Origin of the sequence: Demequina pelophila, assembly GCF_000971175.1 — a bacterium.
GTDB classification, from domain to species: Bacteria; Actinomycetota; Actinomycetes; order Actinomycetales; family Demequinaceae; genus Demequina; species Demequina pelophila.
Genome location: NZ_BBLY01000001.1, coordinates 798,994 through 818,879, shown reverse-complemented (window position 1 = coordinate 818,879; position 19,886 = coordinate 798,994). Strand labels below are relative to the sequence as shown.

At 71.3% G+C, this 19,886-nt stretch carries 16 protein-coding genes; 6 read left to right on the top strand and 10 right to left on the bottom strand.

What is annotated here, in order from left to right; genetic code table 11:
* Positions 1 to 57: 57 nt before the first annotated feature.
* Genes AOM03_RS03750 through AOM03_RS03735 form a run of 4 tightly spaced genes read left to right on the top strand, consistent with a single transcriptional unit; the run spans position 58 to position 5,474 of the window.
* Entirely contained in the window at positions 58 to 942 is an 885-nt protein-coding gene (locus tag AOM03_RS03750) for a carbohydrate ABC transporter permease (RefSeq protein ID WP_062378429.1), read from the top strand.
* Positions 939 to 1,835 (top strand): carbohydrate ABC transporter permease, encoded by an 897-nt coding sequence (locus tag AOM03_RS03745; protein WP_062378427.1) that lies wholly within the window; start codon positions 939 to 941, stop codon positions 1,833 to 1,835. Before AOM03_RS03750 ends, AOM03_RS03745 begins: the two co-directional genes overlap by 4 nt.
* Positions 1,832 to 4,426, top strand: coding sequence for a family 78 glycoside hydrolase catalytic domain (locus AOM03_RS03740; RefSeq protein ID WP_062378425.1), 2,595 nt, complete (start codon positions 1,832 to 1,834; stop codon positions 4,424 to 4,426). The genes AOM03_RS03745 and AOM03_RS03740 overlap by 4 nt, the downstream gene beginning before the upstream one ends.
* Positions 4,427 to 4,436: 10 nt before the next feature.
* Positions 4,437 to 5,474 (top strand): LacI family DNA-binding transcriptional regulator, encoded by a 1,038-nt coding sequence (locus AOM03_RS03735; protein WP_227589872.1) that lies wholly within the window; start codon positions 4,437 to 4,439, stop codon positions 5,472 to 5,474.
* 55 nt (positions 5,475 to 5,529) lie between these two features.
* Here AOM03_RS03735 and AOM03_RS03730 read toward each other — a convergent pair whose 3' ends face one another.
* The 9 genes from AOM03_RS03730 to AOM03_RS03690 form a co-directional block, all read right to left on the bottom strand.
* Positions 5,530 to 6,795 (bottom strand): alpha-hydroxy acid oxidase, encoded by a 1,266-nt coding sequence (locus tag AOM03_RS03730; protein WP_062379162.1) that lies wholly within the window; start codon positions 6,793 to 6,795, stop codon positions 5,530 to 5,532.
* A gap of 7 nt (positions 6,796 to 6,802) precedes the next feature.
* Positions 6,803 to 8,239 carry a rhamnulokinase gene (locus tag AOM03_RS03725; RefSeq protein WP_062378422.1) on the bottom strand — a complete coding sequence of 479 codons (1,437 nt, stop codon included), beginning with the start codon at positions 8,237 to 8,239 and terminating at the stop codon, positions 6,803 to 6,805.
* The gene (locus AOM03_RS03720) at positions 8,236 to 10,281 is read right to left on the bottom strand and encodes a bifunctional rhamnulose-1-phosphate aldolase/short-chain dehydrogenase (RefSeq protein ID WP_062378420.1); all 2,046 of its coding nucleotides are present in this window, start codon (positions 10,279 to 10,281) and stop codon (positions 8,236 to 8,238) included. Before AOM03_RS03720 ends, AOM03_RS03725 begins: the two co-directional genes overlap by 4 nt.
* Before the next feature lie 57 nt (positions 10,282 to 10,338).
* A complete protein-coding gene (locus AOM03_RS03715; protein ID WP_062378418.1) occupies positions 10,339 to 10,689 on the bottom strand; it encodes an L-rhamnose mutarotase in 351 nt (116 codons plus the stop codon).
* Between the two features lie 3 nt (positions 10,690 to 10,692).
* Complete coding sequence (rhaI, locus tag AOM03_RS03710) at positions 10,693 to 11,859, bottom strand: L-rhamnose isomerase (RefSeq protein ID WP_156157599.1); 1,167 nt, start codon at positions 11,857 to 11,859, stop codon at positions 10,693 to 10,695.
* Between the two features lie 178 nt (positions 11,860 to 12,037).
* A complete protein-coding gene (gene rhaS, locus AOM03_RS03705; protein ID WP_062378415.1) occupies positions 12,038 to 13,099 on the bottom strand; it encodes a rhamnose ABC transporter substrate-binding protein in 1,062 nt (353 codons plus the stop codon).
* 65 nt (positions 13,100 to 13,164) lie between these two features.
* Positions 13,165 to 14,214, bottom strand: coding sequence for an ABC transporter permease (locus tag AOM03_RS03700; protein ID WP_062378413.1), 1,050 nt, complete (start codon positions 14,212 to 14,214; stop codon positions 13,165 to 13,167).
* Positions 14,207 to 15,241, bottom strand: coding sequence for an ABC transporter permease (locus AOM03_RS03695; RefSeq protein WP_062378411.1), 1,035 nt, complete (start codon positions 15,239 to 15,241; stop codon positions 14,207 to 14,209). Before AOM03_RS03695 ends, AOM03_RS03700 begins: the two co-directional genes overlap by 8 nt.
* Positions 15,238 to 16,764 (bottom strand): sugar ABC transporter ATP-binding protein, encoded by a 1,527-nt coding sequence (locus tag AOM03_RS03690; RefSeq protein ID WP_062378409.1) that lies wholly within the window; start codon positions 16,762 to 16,764, stop codon positions 15,238 to 15,240. Before AOM03_RS03690 ends, AOM03_RS03695 begins: the two co-directional genes overlap by 4 nt.
* 296 nt (positions 16,765 to 17,060) lie before the next feature.
* On the opposite strand from AOM03_RS03690, the gene AOM03_RS03685 reads away from it, so the two are divergent.
* Positions 17,061 to 18,071 (top strand): LacI family DNA-binding transcriptional regulator, encoded by a 1,011-nt coding sequence (locus AOM03_RS03685; RefSeq protein ID WP_062378403.1) that lies wholly within the window; start codon positions 17,061 to 17,063, stop codon positions 18,069 to 18,071.
* 21 nt (positions 18,072 to 18,092) lie between these two features.
* Here the strand turns inward: AOM03_RS03685 and AOM03_RS03680 are convergent, their stop codons facing one another.
* Positions 18,093 to 18,290, bottom strand: coding sequence for a hypothetical protein (locus AOM03_RS03680; protein WP_062378401.1), 198 nt, complete (start codon positions 18,288 to 18,290; stop codon positions 18,093 to 18,095).
* Between the two features lie 262 nt (positions 18,291 to 18,552).
* Between AOM03_RS03680 and AOM03_RS03675 the strand changes: the two genes are divergently transcribed.
* Positions 18,553 to 19,791, top strand: a complete 1,239-nt coding sequence (locus AOM03_RS03675) for an LCP family protein (RefSeq protein WP_227589871.1) — start codon at positions 18,553 to 18,555, stop codon at positions 19,789 to 19,791.
* The last annotated feature ends 95 nt before the right edge of the window (positions 19,792 to 19,886 follow it).

Sequence of the window (19,886 nt, the reverse complement as noted above, 5' to 3'; positions counted from 1 at the left end):
CGCACGGGCTCGGAACCCGAGGTCCCCCCCTCACACTCTGCGCGCTAAAGGATTCTCGTGGATACCGTCTTCCGCAATCGCACCGCCACGGTGGTGATGCTCCTCCCGGCCCTCGCCATCTACACGGTGGTCATGGTGATCCCGATCCTGTGGTCGGTCACCTATACCTTCCAGGCCGGCAACGCGATCTCGGGGTTCGAGTTCGTCGGATTCGACAACTGGATCAAGTTCTTCGGCGATCCCACCGCGATCGATGCGCTGTGGTTCACCGTGCGCTACGCCCTGGTGACCACCGTGCTGCAGGTCGCGGTCGGCTACGGCCTCGCGCTGGTCTACATCTTCTTCCTGCAGAACAAGTCGCCCCTGGTGCGCACCACCATCTTCTTCCCCGTGATCCTGCCCACCGTGGCCGTGGCACTGATGTTCTCGCGCATCTTCGAGGCCGCGCCCACGGAGGGGCCGGTCAACACGATCCTGCAGTGGCTGGGCGGTGATCTGACCGACTTCCTCGGCACGCCGAGCTACGCGTTCTGGGTCATCATCCTCATGGACGTGTGGCGCTCGATGGGCTTCTACGGCGTGCTGCTCTACGCCGGCCTGGTCGAGATCCCCCAGGACATGATGGAGTCGGCGCGCATCGACGGCGCCGGGACCTGGAAGCTCATCCGACGCATCGTCCTCCCGATGTCGCTGCCCGTGCTGCTGTCCGCCGTGATCTTCTCGATCAACGGCACACTGAAGGTCTTCGACAGCATCGTCGCCCTGACGAACGGCGGCCCGGGAAGCGCCACCACGCCGCTCACGCTCTACATGTTCCGTACCAGCTTCGCGTACGGGCAATACGGGTACGGCTCGACCGTCGCCTTCGTGCTGACGATCCTCTGCCTGCTCGTCACCATCTTCATCTTCCGATCGATGCGACGGGACGTGACCGAATCATGACCACCACACTGGCACCCGCAGACCGCGGCCGGTCCCAGGAGCGACGCCGCTCCGGAAAGCCTCTGAGCGTGCGCCTGCGCCGCATCCCCGGCTGGGTGGGCCTCGGGCTGGTCCTCGCGACCGTGATCTACCCGATGTTCTGGATCCTCATGGGGTCCTTCAAGACGCAGCCGGAGTTCCTGTCGGAGCCCTTCTGGGCACTGCCGCAGCAGTGGAACTTCGACAACTACGTCTCCGCGTTCGTCGATGGCGGGATGGGCACCTACATCCGGAACTCGGTGCTCGCCGTCTTCCCGTCGCTCGCTCTCGTCATCATCTTCGGGTCGGCCGCGGCCTTCGCGCTCCAGATCCTGGTGTGGAAGGGACGGAGCGTGGTGCTCATCCTCTTCCTCGCGGGAATCATGGTGCCCACGCAGATGATCCTGCTGCCGCTGTTCACCATGTACTTCCGCGCCGGCATCACGGGCACCATGTGGCCGCTCGTCATCACCTACACCGCGATCGGCCTGCCGCTGACCGTCTTCATGCTGGCCACCTTCATGCGGGGCATCCCTCGCGAGGTGTTCGAGGCGGCGACGCTCGACGGCGCGAGCGTGTGGCGCATCTTCCGTAACGTCACCCTGCCGCTGGTGAAGAACGCCATCTTCACGGTCGCGCTGGTGCAGTTCTTCTTCCTGTGGAACGACCTGCTGGTCGCGATGACCTTCGTGACCAAGGCGGACCTGCGCACCATCCAGGTGGGCCTGCTCAACTTCACGGGTCAGTACGGCGCCGTCAACTACGGGCCCCTGTTCGCCGCCATCTCGGTGACGGTGTTCGGCACGCTCGGGCTCTACATCTTCCTCAACCAGAAGGTGATGGCGGGCCTGACCTCCGGCGCGGTGAAGGGATGAGCGCCGTCGTCGGGGTCCGGGCGGGCCTCAGGGACGATGCGCTGGGGGCGCCGCTGCCGGCGCCGCGCCTGTCGTGGAGGCTCGCCGAGACGCCCGCCGGGTCAGCTCAGGAGCGGGCTCAGGTCCGCATCCGCCGCGACGGAGGCGAGACCACTGCAGACGTCGATGGGGACGCCCACACCCTGATCGACTGGCCGTTCGCCCCGCTCGCGTCGCGCGAGCGCACCGAGCTGAGCGTGCGCGCCCAGGTCGCGGGGGAGTGGACCGAGTGGTCCGCTCCGCTGCCGGTCGAGGGTGCTCTCTATGCGCCCGCCGACTGGGTCGAGCCGCTCGTGGTGCCGTCGGCGTCCGCTCCGCACGTGACCCGGCCGTCGTGGCTGCTGCGCGCCGAGTTCACGCTCGACTCCGCGCCCGCCGCCGCCCGGCTGTACGTGACGTCGGCGGGCGTCCACGTCGGCCGACTCAACGGTGCCCCCGTCTCCGACGAGCACCTGGCGCCCGGCTGGACCAGCTACACCCACCGCCACCGCTACCGCGTGCACGACGTGACCGAGCGGCTGCGCGCCGGCGCGAACGTGCTTGCCGCCGAGCTCGCCGACGGCTGGTTCCGCGGGAACATCGGCTTCGACGGCGGTCTGTGGGACGTGTACGGCGCGCACGTGGGCCTGCTCGCGCAGCTGGAGGTGGAGGATGCCGCCGGCGAGCGCCGCATCGTTCCCCTGGGGGATGCGTGGCGCACGGCCCCGGGACCTGCGACCGCCGCCGGTCTCTACGAGGGCGAGCGCTACGACGCGCGGCTGCTTCCGGCCGGGTGGGACCTGCCGGGACACGACACGGCGGGCTGGGCCGCGCCGGAGCGGCGCGACGTCTCGGATCTCGCCGCGCGCCTCGAGCCCGCGATCAACGAGCCGGTGCGACCGATCGAGGCGTTGACGCCCGTCGCGGTCGAGCGCCGGCCCGACGGCCGGATCCGGCTGGACTTCGGCCAGAACATCTCCGGAGTGCTGCGCGTCCGGGTGGACGCTCCGGCAGGCCACACCGTCGTGCTCCACCACGCCGAGGTCCTCGAGAACGATGCGCTGGGGACCAGGCCGCTCCGCCGCGCCGTCTCCATCGACGCGTACACCTCGGACGGCACCCCGGCCGTGTGGAGCCCCCGATTCACCATCCATGGCTTCCGCTACGCCGAGCTGGAGAATTGGCCGGGCGACCTCGCCGACGGCGACGTCGAGGCGGTCGTCATCCACACCGACATGGAGCGGCGCGGCTGGTTCGAGTGTTCCGACCCGATGCTCAACCGCCTCCACGAGAACACCGTGTGGTCGATGCGCGACAACTTCGTCGACCTGCCCACCGACTGCCCGCAGCGTGACGAGCGCATGGGCTGGACGGGCGACATTCAGGTGTTCGCTCCCGCGGCCGAGTTCCTCTACGGGGCGGACGGCGTGCTCAGCTCGTGGCTGCGCGACGTCGCCGCGGAGCAGGGCGAGGACGGCTGGGTGCCCAACTTCGTGCCGTGGGTCGAGTGCGGGTTCCCGCGCGGGGCCTCCATGGCGTGGGGCGACGCGGCGGTCGTGGTGCCTTGGGTGATGTACGAGAGGCGCGGCGACGTCGGGGTGCTCGAGCGGCAGTTCCCGTCCATGCTCGCGTGGCTCGACCACGTGGAGAAGCGCGTGCGCGCCGCGGACGTGGTCGAGGGGTCGATGGAGCTGGGCGACTGGCTCGACCCCGCCGCCCCGCCGCACGACCCGGCCGACGCCCGCACCGACCGCTACCTTGTCGCCTCCGCCTGCGCGGTGCGCTCCGCACGGATGGCGGCCCAGGCCGCGACGCTGCTCGGCCGCGACGCCGAGGCGGCGCGCTGCCAGGCCCTCGCCGGGCGGGTACTGGGAGGCATCCAGCGCCGCTGGCTCGCCGACCTCGAGTCGCTGTCCGACGCCCCCACCGGGCTCGCGCTCGTCATCGAGTTCGACCTGGCGGTGGACGATGCGATGCGTGCGCGGGCGGGCGACCTCCTGTCGCGCGCCGTGCGCGCGGGCGGACACCGGATCCAGACCGGATTCGTGGGCACCCCGATCATCTGCGACGCGCTCGCCTCGACGGGACATCTCGACGACGCCTACGCGCTGCTGCTGCAGACCGAGTGCCCGTCGTGGCTCTACACGGTGTCGATGGGCGGCACCACCATCTGGGAGCGGTGGGACTCGATGCTCCCGGACGGCTCGATCAATCCCGGCGACATGACGTCCTTCAACCACTACGCCCTCGGCGCGGTGGTGGACTTCCTGCACCGCGTGGTCGCGGGCCTCGCCCCGTCCGCGCCGGGCTACCGCGAGGTCGAGATCCGGCCCCGCCCCGGCGGCGGGCTGACCTCCGCCTCCGCCCGGCACCTCAGCCCGGCCGGCGAGATCGCGGTCGGCTGGACCCTGGACGGGGAGGAGTTCACGCTCGACGTGACGCTGCCGCCCGGGGTGTCCGGGACGGTGGTGCTGCCCGACGGTGCGGTCCACCGGGCGGTCGCGGGCTCGTATCGCTATCGCACGGGGGAGGCCGGCCCGGGCGGGCGCGGATCGGCGGCGGGCACGGCCTAGCATGGGGCGCGTGGCGGGCGAGGGCGTGGGGCGTCGGGTAGGCATCGGCGACGTCGCGCGACTCGCCGGCGTGTCCCAGGGGACGGTGTCGAACGTTCTCAACCATCCCCAGCGGGTGTCCGAGGCGACGCTGACGCGCGTCGAGGCGGCGATCGCGACGCTCGGCTTCGTCCCTCACGGTCCGGCGCGCTCGCTCGCGGCGGGCTCGACGCGGGCGCTCGGCCTGGTGCTGTCCGACCTCACGAACTCGCTGTTCGTCGACATCAGCCGCGGGGTCGAGCGGGTCGCCACCGAGCACCAGGCGTACGTGCTGATGGCGAACACCGACGCGGACCTCGCGCGTGAGCGCCAGTACCTCGCGATGTTCGAGGCCTCCCAGACGCTGGCGACCCTGGTGACCATCAACGATGCGAGCCACTTCCGCGGCCTCGTCGACGGGCACAGGCCGTCTCACCCGCTGATCTTCCTCAACTACCGCGGGGACTCGGACCACCACTGCCGGGTGGACATGGACAACCGGCTGGGCGGGCGTCTGGCCGCCCGGCATCTGATCGACACCGGGCGGCGCCGGCTCGTCGTCGTGGCCGGCCCGCTCGAGCTGCAGCCCGTCGCCGAGCGTCTCGCCGGCTTCACGGAGGAGTCCGCGGCGGCCGGGGTGGAGGTGCGCGTCGAGCGCGTGGACCAGATCGATCGCTCGCACGGGTGGGCCGTGGGCCGCAGGCTCGCGCCGCGCGTGGGCGCGGGCGAGGTCGACGGCGTGTTCGCGGTCGCGGACCTGCTGGCCGCGGGGATCGCACAGGCGTTCGGCGTGGAGCCCGGGCTGTCTATCCCTCGCGATGTCGGGATCGTCGGCTACGACGACAACCGGGCGGCCTGGGACAGCCCGATGCCGCTCACGACGATCCGCCAGCCCGGCGAGGCGCTGGGCGCGGCGGGTGCGGCGATCGCGTTCGAGGAGATCGGGGACCCCGGGCACACGCACCGGCAGGTGACGCTCGTGCCGCACCTGGTGGTGCGGCGCTCGACGGTCGACGAGCGGGTGGTCTGAGAGCCGTCGCCGGCCGGCGGGCCGGGCCGTCCCATGCCCGGCCCGCCGGCCTCGATTACGGGCGTCGGGTCGCCGTGCGCGCCGGAGCGGGTGCCCCGACGGGCATCATCTGGCGCAGCTGCGTGACGTGCCCGGGGTTGAGCTCCGCCACGGAGGACACCCCCAGCAGCTTCATGGTGCGCACCACCTGGCCCGACAGGATCTCGATGGCGCGGTCGGCGCCCTCGCGCCCGCCGGCCATGAGCCCGTAGAGGTACGCGCGGCCCACGAGCGTGAAGTCCGCGCCGCAGGCCAGGGCGGCCACCACATCGGCCCCCGACATGATGCCGGTGTCGAGCACGATCTCCGTGCGGTCGCCCAGCTCCGCCGCCACGGACGGCAGCAGGTGGAACGGGACCGGGGCGCGGTCCAGCTGGCGGCCGCCGTGGTTCGACAGCACGATGCCGTCGACGCCCAGGTCCACCACGCGCCGCGCATCGTCCAGCGTCTGGATGCCCTTCACCGCGACCTTGCCGGGCCACTGGTCGCGCAGCCACGCCAGGTCGTCGAAGTCGACGGTGGGGTCGAACAGCGCGTCGAGCAGCTCCCCGATGGTGCCGTCCCACTCGGTGAGCGAGGCGAAGGCGAGGGGCTCCGTGGTGAGGAAGTTGAACCACCATTCGGGGCGGGGGAGCGCGTTGAGGACCGTCTTGAGGCCCAGCTGCGGGGGGATGGAGAACCCGTTGTAGTGGTCGCGCAGGCGCGCGCCCGCCACGGGCACGTCGACGGTGATGAGGAGCGTGTCGAAGCCCGCCGCGGCGGCGCGGTTCATGAGCTCCATGGACTTGTCGCGGTCCTTCTGCATGTACAGCTGGAACCAGTTGCGTCCGTGGGGGTTCGCGTCGCGCACGCCCTCGGGGGAGGTGGTGCCCAGCGTCGACAGCGAGAAGGGGATGCCCGCGGCGGCGGCGGCGGACGCGCCGGCCCGCTCGCCCTCCGCGTGCATCATGCGCGTGAAGCCCACCGGCGCGATGCCGAACGGCATCGAGGAGCGCCCGCCCAGGATCTCCACGGACGGGTCCACGTGGGACACGTCGCGCAGGATCGCGGGGTGGAACTCGATCTCCCGGAACGCGCGACGCGCGCGCCCGAGCGACAGCTCCTCCTCCGCGGCGCCGTCCGTGTAGTCGAACGGGCCCTGCGGCGTGCGGCGCCGCGCGATCGCGCGCAGGTCCGCGATCGTGTGCGCCTTGGCGAGCCGGCGGGTGCGCCCGTTCGGCTCGAACCTCTTGAACTTCAGCAGCGGTGCGAGCTCCGCGGGTCGGGGCACCCGGCGGTCCATCCTCATGTCAGCGTCCCTTCGTTGCGACGGTTCTCGGTTGGTAGAGCGTGGGGGCGAACGTGTCCGCGACGAGGGTGCGCAGCGACTCGAGCGAGCCCTTCACCGCGCCCAGGGCGCGGCCCTGGATGAGCACGTTGCCGATCGCGGTGGCCTCGACCGGTCCCGCGAGCACGGGCACGCCCGCCCGGTCCGCGGTGCGCTGGCACAGCAGCATATTGAGCGAGCCACCGCCCACGATGTGGATGCGGCGCACCTCCTGGCCCGCGAGCGAGCCCGCCTGGTGCACCGCGTCGGCGAAGGCCTGCGCGAGGCTCTCGACGATGCACCGTGCGACCTCCGCGCGCGTCGCCGGGGCCGGCAGGCCACGGTCGGCGAACCACGCGGCGATGCGCCCGGGCATGTCGCCCGGCGGGGCGAACACCGCATCGTTCGCGTCGAAGACGTGAGCGGGCTCCGGCGCGTCCGCGGCCGCCGCGAGCAGCGCGGGTAGGTCGACCGTGTCGCCGTCGCGCTCCCACGCGCGGATGGTCTCGGACAGGATCCACAGGCCCATGACGTTGTGGAGGAAGCGGGTGCGGCCGTCGACGCCGCCCTCGTTGGTGAAGTTCGCCTCCCGGGCGGCGGCCGTGAGGATGGGCGACTCCGTCTCGACGCCCACGAGCCCCCAGGTGCCGCACGAGATGTACGCGCCGCCCGGCTCGGTCATGGGAGTCGCGACCACGGCCGAGGCCGTGTCGTGCGAGCCGACCGCGATGACCGGGGTGCCCCCGGCCAGGCCGGTGGTCTCGGCGACGTGGGGGAGCAGGGCGGCGATCCGCTCGCCCGGGTGGACGATGCGCGGGAACAGTCCGCGCGGCAGGCGCAGGCGGTCCATGAGCTCGCCGTCCCACTCCTGGGTGCTCACGTCGAGGAGCCCGGTGGTCGAGGCGTTGGTGGCCTCCGCGACCGTCGCGCCCGTGAGGTACCAGGCGAGCAGGTCCGGCACCAGCAGCATCCGGTCGGCCACGTCGAGCATGCCCGCCTCGCGTTCGACCGCGAGCTGGTACAGCGTGTTGAAGGGCAGGAACTGGAGCCCGTTGCGGGCGTAGAGCAGGGAGAACGGCTCGTCCGCGTGCACCAGCTCCACGCCGTGCGCGGTGCGCTCGTCGCGGTAGTGGAACGCCTCGCCCAGCACCCGGTCGCCGCGCAGGAGCGCGTAGTCGACCGCCCACGAGTCGATGCCGATCGACGCCACGGCGTGTCCCGCGCGCGCGGCCGCCCCCAGCCCGTCGAGGACGTGGGCGTACAGCTGCTGGAGGTTCCAGTGCAGCCCGTCCGGCGTGCGGACCGGGCCGTTGGGGAAGCGCCCCGTCTGCTCGAGCTCGAGGGTGTTCGGGCCGATGCGCCCGATCATCACGCGTCCGGAGGTCGCCCCCAGGTCGACCGCGGCAACCGTCGCGGTCATCGGAGGAAGGCTGCGGCCACGCCGGCGTCCACGGGGATGTGAAGGCCGGTCGTGTGCGTCATGTCGGGGCCGGTGATCATCGCGGCCGCGTTGGCGACGTGCTCGGGGAGCACCTCGCGCTTCAGAATGGTTCGCTGCGCGTAGAACTCGCCCAACTTGTCCTCCTCGATTCCGTATGTCTTGGCGCGGTTCGCGCCCCAGCCTCCGGCGAAGATGCCGGAGCCGCGCACCACCCCGTCGGGGTTGATGCCGTTGACCTTGATGCCGTGCGCGCCCAGCTCGACGGCGAGCAGGCGCACCTGGTGGGCCTGGTCCGCCTTGGTGGCGGAGTAGGCGATGTTGTTCGGGCCCGCGAACACGGAGTTCTTGGACGCGATGTAGACGATGTCGCCGCCCATCTCCTGCGCGATCATCACGCGCGCGGCGGCCTGCGACACCAGGAAAGACCCCTTCGCCATCACGGCGTGCTGGAGGTCCCAGTCCTTCTCCGTGGTGTCGAGCAGGGACTTCGACAGGGACAGGCCGGCGTTGTTGACCACCAGGTCGACGCCGCCGAAGGCGAGCACCGCCTCGCCCATGGCGGCGGCGACCGCGTCCGGATCCGCCACGTTGGCGGCCACGCCGACGGCCACGTCCGTCGAGCCCAGCTCCGCCGCGGCGGCCCGCGCCTTGTCCAGGTCCAGGTCCGCGATGACCACGCACGCGCCCTCCCTGGCGAGGCGGGTGGCGACGGCCTTGCCGATGCCGGAGGCCGCCCCGGTGACGAAGGCGACGCGGGTGGCGTGAGACTTGGGGGCGGGCAACCGGCGGAGCTTGGCCTCCTCGAGCGCCCAGTACTCGATGCGGAACTTCTCCGCGTCGGAGATCGGGGTGTAGGTGGACAGCGACTCGGCGCCGCGCATCACGTTGATGGCGTTGACGTAGAACTCGCCGGCCACGCGCGCGGTCTGCTTGTTCGCGCCGAAGGAGAACATGCCCACGCCGGGGACCAGCACGATCGCGGGGTCCGCGCCGCGGATCGCGGGGGAGTCCTCCGTCGCGTGCGCGTCGTAGTAGGCCTGGTAGTCGGCCCGGTACTGGGTGTGCAGGTCCTTGAGCCTCGCGATGCAGTCCTCGACCGGAGCGTCCGCGGGCAGGTCGAGCACCAGCGGCTTGACCTTGGTGCGCAGGAAGTGGTCGGGGCAGGACGTCCCCAGCGCGGCCAGGCGCGGGTGCTCCGCGTGGGCAAGGAAGTCGAGCACCACGTCCGCGTCGGTGAAGTGGCCCACCATCGGCCGGTCCACGGAGGCCAGGCCGCGGATCACCGGGGCGAGGGCGATCGCCTTGGCGCGCCGCGCATCGTCCCCCAGCGGGCCGTAGCCCTCGAGCGGCGCCCCGAACGGGGCATCCTTGCCGTGCTCCGCGATGTAGCGCGTCGCCGTCTCGATGATCTCGAGCGAGCGCGCCTCGCACTCCGCGGAGGAGTCGCCCCACGCGGTGATGCCGTGGCCGCCCAGGATGCAGCCGATCGCCTGCGGGTTGGCTGCCTTGATGGCCGCGATGTCGAGGCCCAGCTGGAAGCCGGGCCGGCGCCACGGCACCCAGACGACGCGGTCGCCGAAGATGCGCTCGGTGAGCTCCTCGCCGTCCGCGGCGGTCGCGATGGCGATGCCCGCGTCGGGGTGGAGGTGGTCCACGTGCGGCGCGTCGACCAGGCCGTGCATCGCGGTGTCGATCGACGGGGTCGCGCCGCCCAGGCCGAACCGGCAGAAGTCGAACGCCGCCACCATCTCGTCCTCGCGCTCCTCGCCAGGGTAGACGTCGACGAGCGCGCGCAAGCGGTCGAGCCGCAGCGTCGCGAGTCCGTCCGTGCCCAAGGTGCCCAGGTCGCCGCCCGAGCCCTTCACCCACAGCAGGTCGACGGGCGCGCCCGTGACCGGGTCGACCGCGGTCTCCTTGGCCGACGTGTTGCCGCCGGCGAAGTTGGTGTTGCGCGGGTCGGCGCCCAGCCGGTGCGAGCGGTCCAGCAGGGCGAGGGCCGTGGAGGTGGTGGGGACTGGCACGGTCGTTCCTTTCGGTGGGGTCTGGGGGGACTGCGGACGGGTGGACGATGCGGTGGTTCAGTCCTCGAGGCCGGCGGCCTCGAGCTGGTCGGCGAGGTTGAACACCTCGGTGAGCTGCGGCGCGCCCTGATCCGCGCGCTCGCCGTCGAGCGAGACGAAGAACGGGGCCATGGTCTGCTCCCAGCGGGCCGTGCGGGGGTCCGCGGCGAGCGCCCGGGCGGACGCCGCATCGTCATCCGTCACGTAGTACCCGACCAGCAGCCCGTCGGGCCGGAGGAACAGCGAGTAGTCGCGACGCCCGGCGTCGCGGATGGCCGCGAGCATCTCCGGCCAGACGGCCCGGTGCGCCTCGACGTACTCGTCGAGTCGCACCGGGTCCACCTGCAGGGTGAAGCAGACGCGGGGCATGCGTCAGGCGCCCCAGCCCGCCTGGACGCCGCCCACGCGCTCCTGGGCGATCGTGGCGAGGTAGCCCGACTCGGCGAAGGCCTGCATCGGGTCGGCGGGTAGGCCGCGCTCCTCGCGCCAGGCGGCGAGGTCCGCGCGGACGTCGGTGTAGAAGGCGTCCATGAGGATGCCGTGCGCCTGGAGGACGTCGCCCTCGATCTGCGCGGCGGTGAGGGCCTCGCGGTCGACCAGCAGCGCGCGGGCCGTCATCTCCTGGACGTTGAGCACCGAGCGGATCTGGCCCGGGATCTTGTCCTCGATGTTGTGGCACTGGTCGAGCATGAACGCGGTGTCGCCGTCCTTGCCGTAGCCGCCGCCGCGGATCACCTCGACGAGGATGCGGAACAGCTGGAACGGGTCCGCGGCGCCCACGATGAGGTCGTCGTCCGCGTAGTTGCGGGAGTTGAAGTCGAACGAGCCGAGCTTGCCCAGGCGCAGCAGCTGCATGACGATGAACTCGATGTTGGTGCTGGGGGCGTGGTGGCCGGTGTCGAGGCACACGGTCGCGCGCTCGCCGAGCGCCGCCACCTGGGCGTACGAGGTGCCCCAGTCCGGCACGTCCATGTGGTAGAACGCCGGCTCGAAGATCTTGTACTCGAGCACCAGGCGCTGGCCCTCGCCGATGCGCGCGTAGATCTCCTGGAGCGACTCGTGCATGCGGTCCTGACGGCCGCGCATGTCGTCCTGGCCGGCGTAGTTGGTGCCGTCCGCGAGCCAGATCTTGAGGTCGCGGCTGCCGGTCTCGTCCATGATGTCGATGCACTCGAGGTGGTGATCGATGGCCTTGCGACGGATGCGATCGTCGCGGTGGGCGAGCGAGCCGAACTTGTAGTCGTCGTCCTGGAAGGTGTTCGAGTTGACGGTGCCCAGCGCGACGCCGTGGTCCTCGGCGTGCTTGCGCAGCTCCGCGTAGTCGTCGACCTTGTCCCACGGGATGTGGAGCGCGACGGACGGCGACAGGGCCGTGTGCTTGTGCACCTGGGCCGCGTCCGCGATCTTCTCGAACGGGTCGCGCGGCGTCCCGGGGGTGCCGAACACCTTGAAGCGGGTGCCCGAGTTGCCGAACGCCCACGAGGGCAGCTCGATGGCCTGCTCCTCGAGGCGGCTGGCGACGTGGCTGCTGAAGGCCATCATTCTCTCCTTTGAGCGGGATCCGGGACGATGCGGTCCATCGGCGGATCGAGCGGTTCTGAAACGATTCAAATCTAGTCCGGGTCGAGGGGGCGCGTCAAACCGGTGGGCTCGGGAGCGGGGTCGGGCCCGGCCCCGCGACGTCGCCGCGCGAGGCCGGGCCCATGAGAGGCGACTCCTAGAAGTCGAAGTCGCCGATGTTGTCCGCGTCGAACACGTACGGGTCGCCCAGGAGGACGGTGGCGTCGGCGCCGACGGTGTAGGAGCCGAGGTCGCCGGCCTCGAAGGTGTCGCCCTCGGCGCCGGTGATGTCACCCTCGATGAGGGCCTTGGCGGCGTAGGCGGCGAGGTAGCCCAGGTCGGCCGGGTTCCACAGGGCGAACGCCTCGACGGTGCCGTCCTCGACGTAGGCGCGCATCTGGTTCGGGGTGCCGAGGCCGGTCAGCATGACCTGGCCCTTGTACTCCGAGGTCGACAGGTAGCGGGCCGCGGCCGAGACGCCGACCGTGGTGGGGGAGATGATGCCCTTGAGGTCGGGGTAGGTCTGCAGCAGGGCCGCGGTCTTGTCGAACGAGGTCTGGTCGTCGTCGTCGCCGTAGACCACCTCGACGAGCTCGATGTCCGGGTGGTCGGCCGCGAGCATCTCCTCCATCATCTCGATCCAGGCGTTCTGGTTCGTGGCGTTGGCGGAGGCGGACAGGACCGCGACCTGGCCCGCGTCACCGATCTGCTCGGCGATGAGGTCGACCTGGATGCGGGCGATGCCCTCGGCCGTGGCCTGGTTGATGAACAGGTCGCGGCACTCGGGGTTGGTGTCGGAGTCGAAGGTGACCACCTTCACGCCGGCGTCGCGGGCCTCGTTGAGGGCATCGCAGATCGCGGCCGGGTCGTTGGCCGAGACGACGAGGGCGCCCACGCCCTGCTGGGTCGCGGTGTTGATGTAGCTCACCTGGGCGTCGGGCGAGGCCTCCTGCGGGCCCACCTCGGAGTAGCTGCCGCCGAACTCGGCGATCGCGTCCGCGCCGCCGGCGTTGGAGGTGTCGAAGTAGGCGTTGCCCAGGTTCTTGGGCAGGAACACGATGTCGAGGTTGGCCTCGGTGGCCATGCCGTCGTCGCCGCCGCCCGCAGTGGCGCCGGCGTCCGTGTCGTCGTCACTGGACGAGCAGCCGGCGAGGACGAGGGCGAGCGCGGCGACCGCCGCCACGACGCCCCCGCGCGTGGTCTTGGTGGGGAACTTCATCGTTCTCTCTCCTTCTTTGTGGGCCCCGCACGGTCGTGCAAGGGGGACTGCCCGGGACGCGCGTCCTATCCGGACGCGGACCCTTCCTTCCTCGCCCGTGCCCGCGCGCGGCGCGAACTGTTCCAGGCGAGGACGCTTGGCGACACCACCGACAGGATGAGCAGGGTGCCGGTGATGACGTTGATGACGTCGGAGGTGATGTTCGCGAGGCGCAGCGCGCTCGCCATGACGCCGATGAGGAGGACGCCGGCGATCGGCCCGTGCAGGGCGCCGCGGCCGCCGAAGATCGAGACGCCGCCGAGCAGCACCGCCGCGATCACGCCGAGCTCCAGGCCCATCGCATTGTCGCCACGCGCGCTGCCGTAGCGCAGGGTGTAGTAGACGCCGGCGAGGGCCGCGACGGCGCCGCTCAGGATGAACAGGATCAGCTTGGTCCGCTCGACGCGGACGCCGGAGAAGTGCGCCGCCTCCTTCGACTGGCCGATCGCGTAGATGCCGCGGCCGAACGGCGTGAAGTGCAGGAGCACCGCGAAGGCGACCGCGAGGACCCCGAACAGGATCATCACGCTCGGGATCGGGGTGCCCGGGATCTTGGAGGTGGCGAGGTCGCGCCACTCCTGCGGGAAGCTGGTGATCGCGGTGGTGCCCAGCAGCCCCACGGCCAGGCCGCGGAACAGCGCGAGCGTGCCGATGGTCACCGCGAGAGACGGCAGGCCCACCTTGGTGACGAGCAGGCCGTTGATGGAGCCGGCGACGGCGCCCGCGGCGATCGCGAGCAGGGCCGCGAGGGCGAACGGCAGCCCGGCCTCGTAGAGCACGCCCGTGAGCACCGAGGACAGCCCCACCACGGAGGCGACGGACAGGTCGATCTCGCCGGTGGTGATGACCAGGGTCATGGGCAGCGCCATGAGCAGGATCGCCGCGACGTCGAGGAGCAGGTAGGTGGCGGTGATCGGGGCGGCGAAGTTCTTCACCGTGAGGCTCGCCACCAGCATGACGGCGACGAGAGCGGCGTACACGGCCATCTCGCGCGTGAACAGCATGCGCCTCCACAGCGGCTGCTGGAACTCGGCGTAGGACCGCGCCTGAGACGAGGTCAGGATGGTGCTAGTCACGGGAGCTCTCCCTATCCGCCGCGAGCTGGCGTTCCTGTCGGTTGGCGGCGAGGCGGTCGAGCACGATCGCGCCGATGATGAGCGTGCCGACCACGGCCTGCTGCCAAAAGTCCTGGACCCCGACGACCGGCAGGGCGCGGTTGATGGTGATGAGGAGGAAGGCGCCGATCGCGGCCCCGAAGACCGTGCCGGAGCCGCCGAAGATCGCGACGCCGCCGATCACCGCCGCGCCGACGGCCTGGAGCTCGTAGCCCACGCCCACCTGGGAGCTCACGGTGCCGTATCGCGCGGCGTAGACCACGCCGGCGAGGCCGGCGAGCGCGCCGGAGACCACGAACGCCGTGATGAGGCGGCGGCGCACCTTGAGCCCGTAGAGCGTCGCCGCGTCCGGGTCGGAGCCCATCGCGTAGTACTCCCGGCCGGCGCGCTGGGTGAACATGTACCAGCCGGCGGCAGCGAGGACCACGAGCGCGATGATCGTGATGTACGGGATGCGCGCGATCGAGCTGGTGCCCAGCGCGAGGAAGTCGGCGGGCATGTCCGAGGCGTTGATGCGGTCCGAACCCGTCCACATCACGTTGATGCCTCGATAGGCGTACAGCGTGCCCAGCGTGATGACCAGGCTGGGCACCTTCGCGAACGCCACCAGCAGCCCGTTGACCAGGCCGAGCGCGCCGCCAAAGGCGATGCCGATCACGAAGGCCAGCGGCCACGGCATCGCGGAGAAGTCGCGGAACAGGGTGCCCACCAGGTAGGCGGTCAGGCCCATGACCGAGCCGACCGACAGGTCGACGTTGCGCGTGATGATGACCATCGCCTGCCCGACCGCGACGAGCAGCAGCAGCGACGGCGTCACGAGCAGGTCGCGGAAGCCGTCGTTCGAGAACAGGAAGTTCGGGTTCCTGATGGTCGTGACGATCACCACGAGCGCGAAGGCCGCGAAGATCCCCACCTCGCGCTGCTTGAGCAGCGACAGGGTGCGTGAGGCGAAGCCGGTGGCGGCCGCGCGCGAGTCGGTCAGCGTCATCGGACGTCCTCCAGCTTGTGGGTCGCGGCATGCATCACGGCCTCGGGGGTGGCCTCCTCGCGCGAGAACTCCCCGGTGATCCGGCCCTCGTGCACCACGAGCACCCGATCCGCCATGCCCAGCACCTCGGGCAGCTCCGAGGAGATCGTGATGATCGCGAGGCCCTGGCCCGCGAGGTCGGACAGGAGGCGGTGGACCTCCGCCTTGGTGCCCACGTCGATGCCGCGCGTGGGCTCGTCGACGATGAGCACCCGCGGCTCGGTGGCGAGCCACTTCGCGATGACGACCTTCTGCTGGTTGCCGCCCGACAGGGTGCCGGCGAGGGTGTCGAGGGCGGTGGCCTTGACCTCGAGCCTCGACGCCCACTCCTGGGCGGAGTCGTTCTCGAGGGCGTTCCAGATCAGGCCGCCGCGAGCGAGGCGGCCGCGCGTCGCCAGGGTGATGTTGCGTGCGATGCCGGACTCCAGCACGGCGCCCTGCTTGCGGCGGTCCTCGGGGATGAGCGCGACCCCGTGCGCCATCGCCGCGGAGGGGTCTCCCGGGCGCAGTCGGGCGCCGGCGACCGTCACGGTGCCCTCGTCATAAGGGTCGACGCCGAACGCGGCGCGGACGATCTCACTGCGCCCCGCGCCGACGAGGCCCGCGAGCGCCAGGATCTCCCCGGAGCGGACCTCGAACGACACGTCGTGGAACACGCCGGTGCGGGTGAGGCCCTCGACGGACATCGCGACCTCGCCGATCTCCGCGACCTCCTTGGGGAACATGTTGGTGACGTCGCGGCCGACCATCTGGCGCACCAGGGCGTCGACGGACGTCTCCGCGATCGCGGACGTGGCGATGTATTCGCCGTCGCGCATCACGGTGACGGTGTCGCACAGCGCGAACACCTCGTCGAAGCGGTGCGAGATGAACATCAGCGCGCGCCCCTCGTCGCGGAGGCCACGGGCGACGGCGAAGAGGCGCTCGACCTCGACCCCGCTCAGGGCCGCCGTGGGCTCGTCCATGATGAGCACGCGCGCGTCGAGCGAGATGGCCTTCGCGATCTCGACGAGCTGCTGGTCCGCGATCGAGAGCCCGCGGGTGGGGTGGTCGGGGTCCACGCGCACCCCGAGCTGCTCGAACAGGCGCTCGGTCTCCTCGCGCATCGCCTTGCGGTCGATGCGGCCCATCGAGAGGGTGGGCTGGCGGCCCATGAAGATGTTCTCCGTGACGCTGAGGTCGGGGAACAGCGTGGGCTCCTGGTAGATAACCGCGATGCCCGCGTCCTTCGACTGGGCCGTCGTCGTGAAGTCCACCGGCTCGCCCAGGTACTCGAAGCGGCCCGAGTCGCGCTGATAGAGGCCGGCGATGATCTTCACGATCGTGGACTTGCCGGCGCCGTTCTCTCCGATCAGCGCGTGGATCGAGCCGTTCTCCAGTTCTAGGCTGCCGGACTTGAGCGCCACGACCTGTCCGAAGGACTTCGCCACCTTGTCCAGGACGAGCGTGGGGCCCGACCTCGAGGCGGCTGAGGAATCTGTCATCGTCGACCTTTCCCGTGCGGAATCTCTCACGTCATCGTGAAACGATTCAGGATTGTTCGAACCTAGCGTGGGTCACTTGAACCGGTCAACTCTCGCATGTCACGGCGCCATAACGATGTGGGGGAGCGTGGCTTGCGGTGCACGGGGGCCGTCTCCGGTTGTCGCCACGCGGTCGCGGCCGGGGCGCAGGCGTTCGCGCCGGTTCGGGAGCGTGTGGTAGGACTGTGAAACCATTCATGACCGCCGCATGCCCGCGGCGTGCGGTGCATGGAGGATCGAGTCGAGGAAGTGGTGGCGTGGCCGCGAGTGTCAAGGAGGTGGCGGCGCTGGCGGGCGTGTCCGTGGGCACCGTCTCCAACGTCCTCAACCGCCCCGACCACGTCAAGGCCGCGACGGTGGAGAAGGTTCGCGCCGCGATCGAGGAGCTCGGATACGTCCCCAACGCGGCGGCGCAGCAGCTGCGCGTGGGCAGGAGCCACAGTCTCGCGCTGGTCGTGCTCGACGTGAGCAACCCCTTCTTCACCGACGTCGCGAGGGGCGCCGAGGCGCGCGCCGAGGAGGAGGGGCTGACCGTCTTCCTCGCCAACTCCGACGAGTCTCCCGAGCGCGAGGCCCGGCACCTGGACGTCTTCGAGCGTCAGCGCGTCAGCGGCGTGCTGATCACGCCCGCCGAGGACGACTTCGCGCGCCTCGAGGAGCTGCGCAGGCGCGGCATCCCCGTGGTGCTGGTCGACCGCGGCGCGGACCAGCCGCGTTTCGCCTCCGTGTCCGTCGACGATGTCGCGGGCGGGGGCCTTGCCGCCCAGCACCTGCTCGACACGGGCAGGACGCGCCTCGCGTTCGTGGGCGGACCCCTGCGCATCGGTCAGGTCGCCGACCGCTTCAGGGGCGCCTCCGACGCCGTGCGCGCGCACCACGGCGGCACCATCCAGCTCTTCGGTACGGACGAGATGTCCCTCGAGGAGGGCCGTCGCGCCGGGGAGGCGCTGCGCCCGCTCGTGCGGGAGGGGCGCATCGACGGCGTGGTGGCGGCCAACGACCTGCTCGCGATCGGCGTCGAGCGCGCCATGCTCTTTGGAGACGATCCCATCCGCGTGCCCGACGAGGTCGCGATCGTCGGCTACGACGACATCTCCTTCGCCGCCTCTGCGGTGGTGCCCATCACCTCCGTGCGGCAGCCGCGCGGGCTCATCGGCGCGACCGCCGTCGAGCTCATGCTGGAGGAGGCGTCGCGGGCCAAGGGCGAGGCGCCTCGCCACGTGGTGTTCGCGCCGGACCTGGTGGTGCGGGAGTCGACCGGGCGGTAGGCGGCGCGCGCCGCGGGGAGACTAGGCGGCGCGGTCGAACTGGGCGAGCACCTCGGAGGTGCGCAGTCCGAGCGTCTCGCAGGCCGAGAACAGGGACGACGCCAGCAGGCTGCCGCCGACGAAGCTCAGGGAGATCGGGATGCCTCGGGCGGCCGAGATCTGTCGCAGATAGGTGATGCCGGCGCCACCGCGGCTGAAGGCGTGCTCGAGAGCGGGCATGTGTGAGGGCTCCGTTGCGATCACGGGGGAGAGGGGGACGGCAGAATCATGCCCGAGTCGCGCCGTGAGCGCAAGAGGTTTGCTCCGTTTGGTGCCGTTCGGCGGTCCCGTGCGCGGCATCGGGCCTGATGCCCGGCCGGGCGTCCATCCCTGTGCGGTCTTGCCGCCTGCCGAGGGGCGGCCGGCACGAACCCGTCCCCAGGTGAAGGCGACTCGGACCCGCCTGGCCCGCCCGTGCATCGGCCCGGGTTACCCTCAGGCAATGACCGACTCGACTGGCGATCCCCGTCCCGAGGAGCCGCCGCGCCGGCCCGCGTTCCCGCGCGCGATGCCGCCGTCCATTCAGCCGCAGGGCAAGGCGCGTCCGCAGCGGCCCCAGGGGGCCGCGCCGCGCGAGGACCTCGACCGCACCCAGGTGATGCCGCGCCAGGGTCAGCCCTCGCCGGGCCGTCCCGCCGCGTACGGGCGCGGGGCGGCAGAGGGGGCCGCGCATCGTCCCCGGTCCCGGGCGGAGCAGGCGCCCCGCACCCAGCCGGCCCCGGCGCCCGCTCCTCAGCGCAAGCCGCGCAGGAGGCGCCCGTCGTTCCTGAGGATCGTCGCGCTGCTGCTGGTGCTCGTCGCGGTCAGCCTGGGCGTCTTCGCGTTCTGGGCGTCCTCGCAGATCAATCATGTCGACGCGCTGAGCGGCGCCGCGGACACGCCGGGGCGCACCTATCTGATCGTCGGCTCGGACTCGCGCGACGACTGGGACGACGACGGCACCGAGGGCGCGCGCACCGACACCATCATGGTGCTGCACAAGCCAGAGTCGGGGCCGGTCGCGCTGATCTCGATCCCGCGCGACTCGTATGTCGAGATTCCGGGCCACAGCGCGAACAAGATCAACGCCTCCTTCGCGTTCGGGGGCGCGCCGCTCCTGGTCGAGACGGTCGAGGGCGTCACCAACCTCACCATCGACCTGTACCTCGAGGTGGGCTTCAACGGCGTCGCGGACATGGTCGACGCGGTGGGCGGCGTGGAGCTCTGCTACGACGAGGACGTCTCGGACTGGCGCAGCCGCCTCGAGTGGGAGGCCGGCTGCCACGAGGCCGACGGCGAGACCGCGCTCGCGTTCTCGCGGATGCGGTACTCGGATCCGCTGGGCGACATCGGTCGCACGCAGCGCCAGCGCCAGGTCGTGTCGGCGGTCGCGAACGAGGCGCTGAGCCCCGCGACGCTGCTCAATCCCTTCACGATGGTGGGGCTGACGTCCGCGGGACTCGATGCCTTCGCCGTGAGCGAGGGGACCGGCGTGGTCGATCTCGCACGCGCGGCGCTGGACCTGCGGTCGGGGCTCGGCGGCGACGCCGTCACCGGCACGCCGCCCATCCGGTCGATGGGGTACTCGGTGGCCGGCGTCGGGTCGACCGTGCTGCTCGATCCGGATCTCGAGGATGCGTTCTGGGCGGACATCGCCGCGGGCGCGTTCGAGCCCGGCGAGACCGTGGGTGGCGTCGGGTAGGGCGGGGCTCTCCCTCCCTTCCTCCCTCCCTCTCTCTATCTCTCGATCCCCCTTTTCCACACCCGGCGTCCGGTTTGTCGGGAATGTCAGAGGGT

What these genes read in the sequence shown, in the direction of transcription:
- AOM03_RS03695 (WP_062378411.1), bottom strand. Translation starts at nt 15,241, where the DNA reads ATGACGCTGACCGACTCGCGCGCGGCCGCCACCGGCTTCGCCTCACGC.
- AOM03_RS03740 (WP_062378425.1), top strand. Translation starts at nt 1,832, where the DNA reads ATGAGCGCCGTCGTCGGGGTCCGGGCGGGCCTCAGGGACGATGCGCTG.
- AOM03_RS03715 (WP_062378418.1), bottom strand. Translation starts at nt 10,689, where the DNA reads ATGCCCCGCGTCTGCTTCACCCTGCAGGTGGACCCGGTGCGACTCGAC.
- AOM03_RS03730 (WP_062379162.1), bottom strand. Translation starts at nt 6,795, where the DNA reads ATGGACCGCCGGGTGCCCCGACCCGCGGAGCTCGCACCGCTGCTGAAG.
- AOM03_RS03675 (WP_227589871.1), top strand. Translation starts at nt 18,553, where the DNA reads ATGACCGACTCGACTGGCGATCCCCGTCCCGAGGAGCCGCCGCGCCGG.
- AOM03_RS03680 (WP_062378401.1), bottom strand. Translation starts at nt 18,290, where the DNA reads ATGCCCGCTCTCGAGCACGCCTTCAGCCGCGGTGGCGCCGGCATCACC.
- rhaS (WP_062378415.1), bottom strand. Translation starts at nt 13,099, where the DNA reads ATGAAGTTCCCCACCAAGACCACGCGCGGGGGCGTCGTGGCGGCGGTC.
- AOM03_RS03745 (WP_062378427.1), top strand. Translation starts at nt 939, where the DNA reads ATGACCACCACACTGGCACCCGCAGACCGCGGCCGGTCCCAGGAGCGA.
- AOM03_RS03725 (WP_062378422.1), bottom strand. Translation starts at nt 8,239, where the DNA reads ATGACCGCGACGGTTGCCGCGGTCGACCTGGGGGCGACCTCCGGACGC.
- rhaI (WP_156157599.1), bottom strand. Translation starts at nt 11,859, where the DNA reads ATGGCCTTCAGCAGCCACGTCGCCAGCCGCCTCGAGGAGCAGGCCATC.
- AOM03_RS03690 (WP_062378409.1), bottom strand. Translation starts at nt 16,764, where the DNA reads ATGACAGATTCCTCAGCCGCCTCGAGGTCGGGCCCCACGCTCGTCCTG.